At 45.7% G+C, this 6,232-nt stretch carries 4 protein-coding genes and 2 pseudogenes; 2 read left to right on the plus strand and 4 right to left on the minus strand.

Annotation, left to right across the window (positions count from 1 at the left end):
* The first annotated feature begins 523 nt into the window (after positions 1–523).
* Both H162_RS32995 and H162_RS33000 read left to right on the plus strand, forming a co-directional pair.
* Positions 524–1,105 (plus strand): KwaA family protein, encoded by a 582-nt coding sequence (locus H162_RS32995; protein WP_051110032.1) that lies wholly within the window; start codon positions 524–526, stop codon positions 1,103–1,105.
* Between the two features lie 2 nt (positions 1,106–1,107).
* On the plus strand, positions 1,108–2,022 hold the full coding sequence (locus H162_RS33000; protein WP_051110031.1) for a DUF4868 domain-containing protein: 915 nt from the start codon (positions 1,108–1,110) through the stop codon (positions 2,020–2,022).
* A gap of 83 nt (positions 2,023–2,105) precedes the next feature.
* On the opposite strand, the gene H162_RS34610 is transcribed toward H162_RS33000, so the two are convergent.
* From H162_RS34610 to H162_RS34925, 4 genes and pseudogenes are all read right to left on the minus strand, one after another.
* Positions 2,106–3,008, minus strand: coding sequence for an HNH endonuclease family protein (locus H162_RS34610; protein ID WP_156885878.1), 903 nt, complete (start codon positions 3,006–3,008; stop codon positions 2,106–2,108).
* Between the two features lie 4 nt (positions 3,009–3,012).
* Positions 3,013–5,064 (minus strand): AAA family ATPase, encoded by a 2,052-nt coding sequence (locus H162_RS33760; protein WP_169444604.1) that lies wholly within the window; start codon positions 5,062–5,064, stop codon positions 3,013–3,015.
* 303 nt (positions 5,065–5,367) lie between these two features.
* Positions 5,368–5,949 (minus strand): annotated as a pseudogene (locus tag H162_RS33765) (tyrosine-type recombinase/integrase); the annotation flags it as partial.
* 33 nt (positions 5,950–5,982) lie between these two features.
* Positions 5,983–6,232 (minus strand): annotated as a pseudogene (locus tag H162_RS34925) (IS3 family transposase); the annotation flags it as partial.

A 6,232-nucleotide genomic window follows, 5' to 3' on the forward strand; every position in this document is an offset into this window, starting at 1 on the left:
GGAAGACCAGGTCTGGTTGAATCCGGAACGGATTCGGCCAGAAGCACTACAGCAAGTAGCTTGAGGTGACGCGACAACTACGTTGACAAACGCCGTTGTAAGAGCCGGCAGCTACACGCCGAGGGCGCTAACGCCACCGTCGCCTTTTGACGTCGAAGTACTTGAGCTGGTGCTTGCGAAACCTGACGTGGTTTTGCCGTCGAGACGCACCTCGTCTGGACTCTGTACCTCACAACATGTCATTACAAACTGGACACCCAACTCCAAATTTTCTAAGTGGCCGTAGCGCTTAGCGGCTCGATGAACGCACTGCCAGCTCCACTCGTTGCGGGCTCGGCCTTACTAGCGATAACGTATTTTATCAATACCTAAGTCACCACTGACACCTGGCTATGTTGCGGGCTAACGGCTAGAAACCGGTACGCAAAGCGTTTGTCTTGCTCAACAGATGAGACAGCTTTAGTTGCCAAGCACACGGCAGAAGACTAAACTTAAGTTATTGACCCTTATACTAGAGCCGCTCTTGCAATTTCGACTAATATCAGGTTTTTTGATCTTTATTGGATCTTACCTTCCACTTGCGATTATCTTGGCGGTCCAAGATATTCCAGTTACTTGGTGGTCACGTGATCTTTGCTCTTGGACTGAATTTAAAGCTGAAAGCTGCTCTTATATTCCATTCGCGAATCCTAAATATTCGATTGCGTTTATATGCATTGCCATTTTAGCGGTTTTTTTGGCGAATCTGTCTTTTAGAAAGCTTTCTTATCCTTTTCGCGTCGAAGTTATTCAGGTTAAATCAATTCCCAATGAATTGATAAATTATACATTCCCTTATGTCGTTTCATTTATGGGAATAAGTTATTCGGAGCCTCAGAAAATGTTGGGGTTTTTGGTCTTCTTGGTCTGGATGTTTGCTATAACATACAGATCAGGTCAAATATTGATGAACCCGTTGCTTCTAATGTACAAATGGCGGCTGTACGAGGTAACAATTCTCATCGGTGGCCACTCCCGCGAGGTTCGAGTACTTAAACAAGGTACTCTGATACCAGGGCCACAGCAGGGGCAAACAGTTCAAGATTTCTATATTCTCAAGGATTAAGCATGCAGGCTGAATTTGATTCACTGAAAAATTTTGATTTTGCGCAAAGTGCGGTTTATTTGTGGGTTTTCAAAAAAAGCAGTACTGTCAGAAAATTCAACGCTTGGTACGTTCGGACTGATGGTCGGCTCAATCAGTTGGTAAAGCAAATCGTTCGGGACGAAATGCTTCGATTAACCGAATTTGCCCCATATTCTTATTTGGCCGAGGTCAACGAGAATAGCTGTCTTGCAACCTCATCACAAGGTTCCGATTTCAGTTTTTTAAAGGTGCAAGTTGATAGGCCAGAACCTGAGCATGGCGTAAATTCTATAAAAGATATTCAAGGTGCCGAAGGATATGTGGTAAAGTTTGTAAGCGGCGCCGACACAATTTATGCAGTGAAACGCTCTACAGCGTCATGGAAGACATCTTATCCTACGAAATACATAAATATGATCTTTCGTAATGGGGAGTTGGCAGCAGCAGAGGATAACGGATTTTCAATTGAAAAAACCTTTGATTTCTATTGTGTAAGTAATTCTGTTTTTATCGCCTCTAAACGTGCTTTCGAATCGACAATGGGCTATCGAACTTCGTACGCTCAAGCATTTAATGGATTGCAACAGAATCCTCAGTTTTCAAGCCTGTTTACGAATCTGCAGCCACTGATAAATTATGTCGGCACTAATGCTATACAGCTTAGGCGCATGGCGGTGGTCGAGCAAAAGGGTTTATATGCTCAGCCAGCATTTCTTTCAAATCTTCAACAGGTTAACACTCGCCGTAACTGGGGAATTAATTTTGATGCCGCAACAAATAGAATTGTCCCGTGTGATCAGACGGCGCGAACCATTATGCAAATTTTGCTTGATCATCGGCTGATGAGTGAGTTGACGAACAACATATACGATGTGCCCAATGCAACCCCAGTTTAGTTTCATTAACAGTCCATTTTTCCTAAGATTTTGACTGTGTTGCAGCGGCGCTCGAGAATGATGTTAAATTTTCATCTTTTAGCCTACGCAGCCACTGTGATCTCTTTATTTTCTATCAGTGCTTCATAGCGTTTAATCAGGAGTTGCCTCGTTTGACGGTAAAATGCGTTAGCTAGTGCGGAATAAGGCTGGTCTGGGCTGCACCATTTTTTTAGTTCCTCCAGTTCCTCGAGGCCATCATCGATCGCGTCTTTTCGATGGGCACCATCTAACGTAATAGCGCGGTCAAAAAATTTAAAGGCTTTTCTACTTATCCTTTTTAGTATGTTGAGGTGACTAGTTCTTGTCTCCACAAGCCCTTGCCTATTAAGAGCGACGGTCCAGATAGTTGTCATCCCAGGTCCGTCGTCTTCCGGTTCAAGGGCAGAAACGACACTGAGTTCTCGGTCCACAGGCCAAAATAGATGATTGTCTGGATTGTCGGACGTCGGGTCTAGCAGTAACGCTTTTTCATTGGCAGTAGAATCCGTATGCATAAAAGCTCGAGGGCCCGAAATCGGAAACGCATCTAGTTTCCCAATGTTCGTTCGCTCAAGCCATTCCATTGTTCCCGTAGGATTTGCAGTGCGGTGATACCGCCGTCGGTTGCAGTCAATACAACTAGGGAGTAGGTTGTCCCATTTAAGGGCTAACCACCAATAACCTAGGTGCTTAGGCTCACCTTCCAAGCGTCCTTTCGGCCGATAGTGTTCTACATCTACCGGCATCACAGCGGTGTAAGGAGACTCGCAATAAGCACATTTTTTGTGGAAAAGGGATTCCAAAGCTGTGACAACGTCATTTTTTTTATACCAAGTGAAATCGAAAGAAGAATCTACGCTACTCGAATAATGATCGACTGCTCGAGCCATTTCGGAATTAGTTGGCTTGTTCGCCTCAATTAAGGACGGCGGTTCGGCTACTTTGCTGCGGTCAACATATCGCATAGCCTTAATCACTTTCCTTTAGTGCTTTCAAGACGTCAGCTACCGCAGCCTCACGTAAAGTTTTACGGTCAACTACACCAGGATCTCTCCGTTCGAGCAGATAGTGCATCATCGCTTCATTTAAAATTTGTTCAATGGCTGTGTCGCCTATAGAAAGCCTGGATCGAACATCTTTTTCCAATTTAGACGCGAAGTCTCGGTCTTTCTCTTCCATTTGCCGTCGAGGTGTGCGTGCTAACACACCCAGTTGATTGAGCTGTGCTTCGAAATTCGCATCAGAAGTGCTTGCTAAACCAAAGTAATCTGATGTAAGTATTTGTTCAGCCCGCATACCACTTATGGGAGGAAGGTTTTCGAGCTTTTTAATAGTATTGCCTTCACTCCGGTGAAGAACAATTACTTCCGAATCATTCATTCCCCGCAAACAAAGAGGGTCGTGCGTCGTAGCAATAAACTGAACATTTGGAAGCGCTTTCCGTAAAGCTCCAACAACCTGCATCTTCCAGCGAGGATGTAGATGTGTTTCTATCTCATCTATTAATACTATTCCACGTGCTACTTCTAGGCTGCCCCAGGTGTTAAGCATTTCGCGCATGATATCGATTGCCATTGCAAAAAGTGAGAGGTAACCATCACTTAGCTTATCTATCGGCGTCTGTCGTCCATGTGCAAATACGAATACCCGTCCATCGCCGTCGCGTACAACTTCGTCCTCGTATTGAAGGGCAAGTATTTCCCGCATTGCTCTTGCAACCGACGCGAAAGCTTCCTCATCTAATCCAGCTATCCAGGTATTCGGATGTGATATCGTCGCAAGTGGGAAAAACATTGTACGGATGGATTCAATGGAAGTTCCACTTTTGGATTTCTCAGTAAAGAATCGTCTTGCTCCATATGCGAGAATCACTGTCGATGGATCAAAAGTTCCATCGAATTTGCGTGCAAGCGGATTTATATTAAGTTTGGCGGATTCGCGACTCTCAAAGAATATTTCAATGCTTGCGTCACTGTCCCCAATTAGTTTCCAGTCGGAGGAGTTTCTACTGATGAAATCTTCTGGGTTTAGTTTTAATTTGGTGCGCTTTTTTTCTCCCATTAAACACAGCGCGATTCCCTGTAATAACGAGCTTTTCCCTGTTGAATTTTCGCCTATTATCATCATGCACGGAGTGCTAAGCTCGCCCATTTGATTTTCGCTAAACGACAGAGAAAGCGATGATATTCCCTTGAAATTGCGAACTTCGATCTTCGTTATTCTTGAATGATCGCTGATTTGATGGCGCTTCTCTAAATACTTTAAAGTTGGATATGCATGCTCAACTGGTACAAGGGGGCGGTTCTGTACACGCGTAAGGTTTTTTCTTACAATTGGATCGGTATATTCCGATATGGAATTCTCAAGCAACGCGTCGGGTATTACTCCGACTAGACTGTCTAGGTAAGTGATTATTTTGATCCCGGGAGGTAGTGGCTGGTGTAGCTTTTTTGCCAAATACCGTGCAAAACCTCTCGTGAAAATAATTGCCGCCCCTGAATTTTCGCTTCCTGGCGTTAACAAGTCTTGAAGTGGGCGTGCGCCTAACTTAGCGCCGTATTTTAATATTCTTATGGCTCCGACACATTCTGTAATCTTTTCTTTTCTCAGTGCTAAGAGCTCAGAACGGTTGAGTTGGAAAACTTGGATTGTAACATTGCCTCGTTTTGATTTAGGAATGCAGTAACCTTCATTATCGAAATCTAAATGTCTCCAAGGTTCGTCGATCGTAGGATCTAACAGCAGAAATTTTTCTTCTTTATTTGCTTCGCCGAAAGAGCAGAGTATTGGTGCGCGCGGGCCAGTTACAGGAAATAAGTTCGCTTTGTTTTTAGTACATGTAGGACAGCACAATAAGAGGTTTTTCCACTCGTATGCAAACCAGGCATAGTGATCAGGACTGGTACTTCTATCGCCAATTCCAGACGCATAGCCAAGTGGCCTGAAATGGTCGATTGCTTGTGCTCCATCGGCTACCTTCGTTTCACAAAACGCACATTTCCCATAAAAAATTCTATCCAAATGCTCTCGTACCTGCATGTTGGCGAAGAGGTCGCGTGCAATAGGCGCTCTTCGGGAGTGTCTGCTCTGTTCCGCAAAATTGAAGTGGTGCGCAATGGTGTTTCGTGCTTCACGTACTGCGTCAGAGTACAAAATCGAAGGAACTTCAACGGTTTCGCGATCTATTTTTCGCATAATTTAGGCGATGAGTATTTAGGGTTCTCTGCACACATTTTTTTAGTGTGACAAAGGCTGCCTAGTATTTTAGCGGTTCACTGCGTGCTGAGTTGCATTTCTTTGCTTCAACAACGTACCGTACTTGGGTTAGGCCGGGATCGCACGTAATTTAGTCACGTCCAGCGCAGCATCGACATTCGCTTGCAACAGAATCCATGCCTCTAGTTTCTCATGATGGATGCGGAGAAGATCTAGAGGCCTATTCGTATAATGCTTTTCCACTGTAGCACTCGGCTTGTGCCCTTGAATTTGGGCGATTACACCAGCGGGCAAGTCGAGCCACTCAGACAGTGATTTGAACGACCGCCTCAATCCATGCAGCGTTAGCCCCTCAATGCCAGCGACAGAGCACACCGAATTCAGTTGATAGTTCGGACTGGTGATATGCCCACCCTTTGTACTCGAAAACACCCAATCATTACGACGAGGTAAGGCCTTAAGAACGTTTGCTACGTACGGAGTAAGTGGTACTTCCCGCTCTCCCTCCACTTTATCCCTAATGGTGAGCCCCTTCCATCGAAGGTTCAAGTCCTCCCAACGCATTGCCATGATTTCTCCCGGCCTTGCGCCGGTGAGAAGCAGCGTCTGCAAGTATGCTGACATTACCGGGTTTCCAAGACTACGAACTGCGGCAAACCACGCTGCCAACTGTTCCCGCTGTAGCGAGTCACCGGCGTTTGTCAACGTAGTTGTCGCGTCACCTCAAGCTACTTGCTGTAGTGCTTCTGGCCGAATCCGTTCCGGATTCAACCAGACCTGGTCTTCCAGCTTCCAATTCCTCGTGCCGCGCGACCAGCGCCCCGGATTGCTGTTTCTGGCGTCTCGATAGACCTTCTCGCGGCACGCCAGAATCGCCGCATCCTGACCAGTGTGGCGCTGCGCCGGCGTCACGAATTTCAGGCTGCTGTGCTTGTGTTCCTGGTTGTACCAGCGTACGAATTTCTGTGTCCAC

The organism is Massilia niastensis DSM 21313 (assembly GCF_000382345.1).
Classification (GTDB): domain Bacteria; phylum Pseudomonadota; class Gammaproteobacteria; order Burkholderiales; family Burkholderiaceae_D; genus Telluria; species Telluria niastensis.

Excerpts from the sequence above, each read along its gene's own strand:
- H162_RS33000 (WP_051110031.1), top strand. The coding sequence starts at position 1,108 with ATGCAGGCTGAATTTGATTCACTGAAAAATTTTGATTTTGCGCAAAGT.
- H162_RS34610 (WP_156885878.1), bottom strand. The coding sequence starts at position 3,008 with ATGCGATATGTTGACCGCAGCAAAGTAGCCGAACCGCCGTCCTTAATT.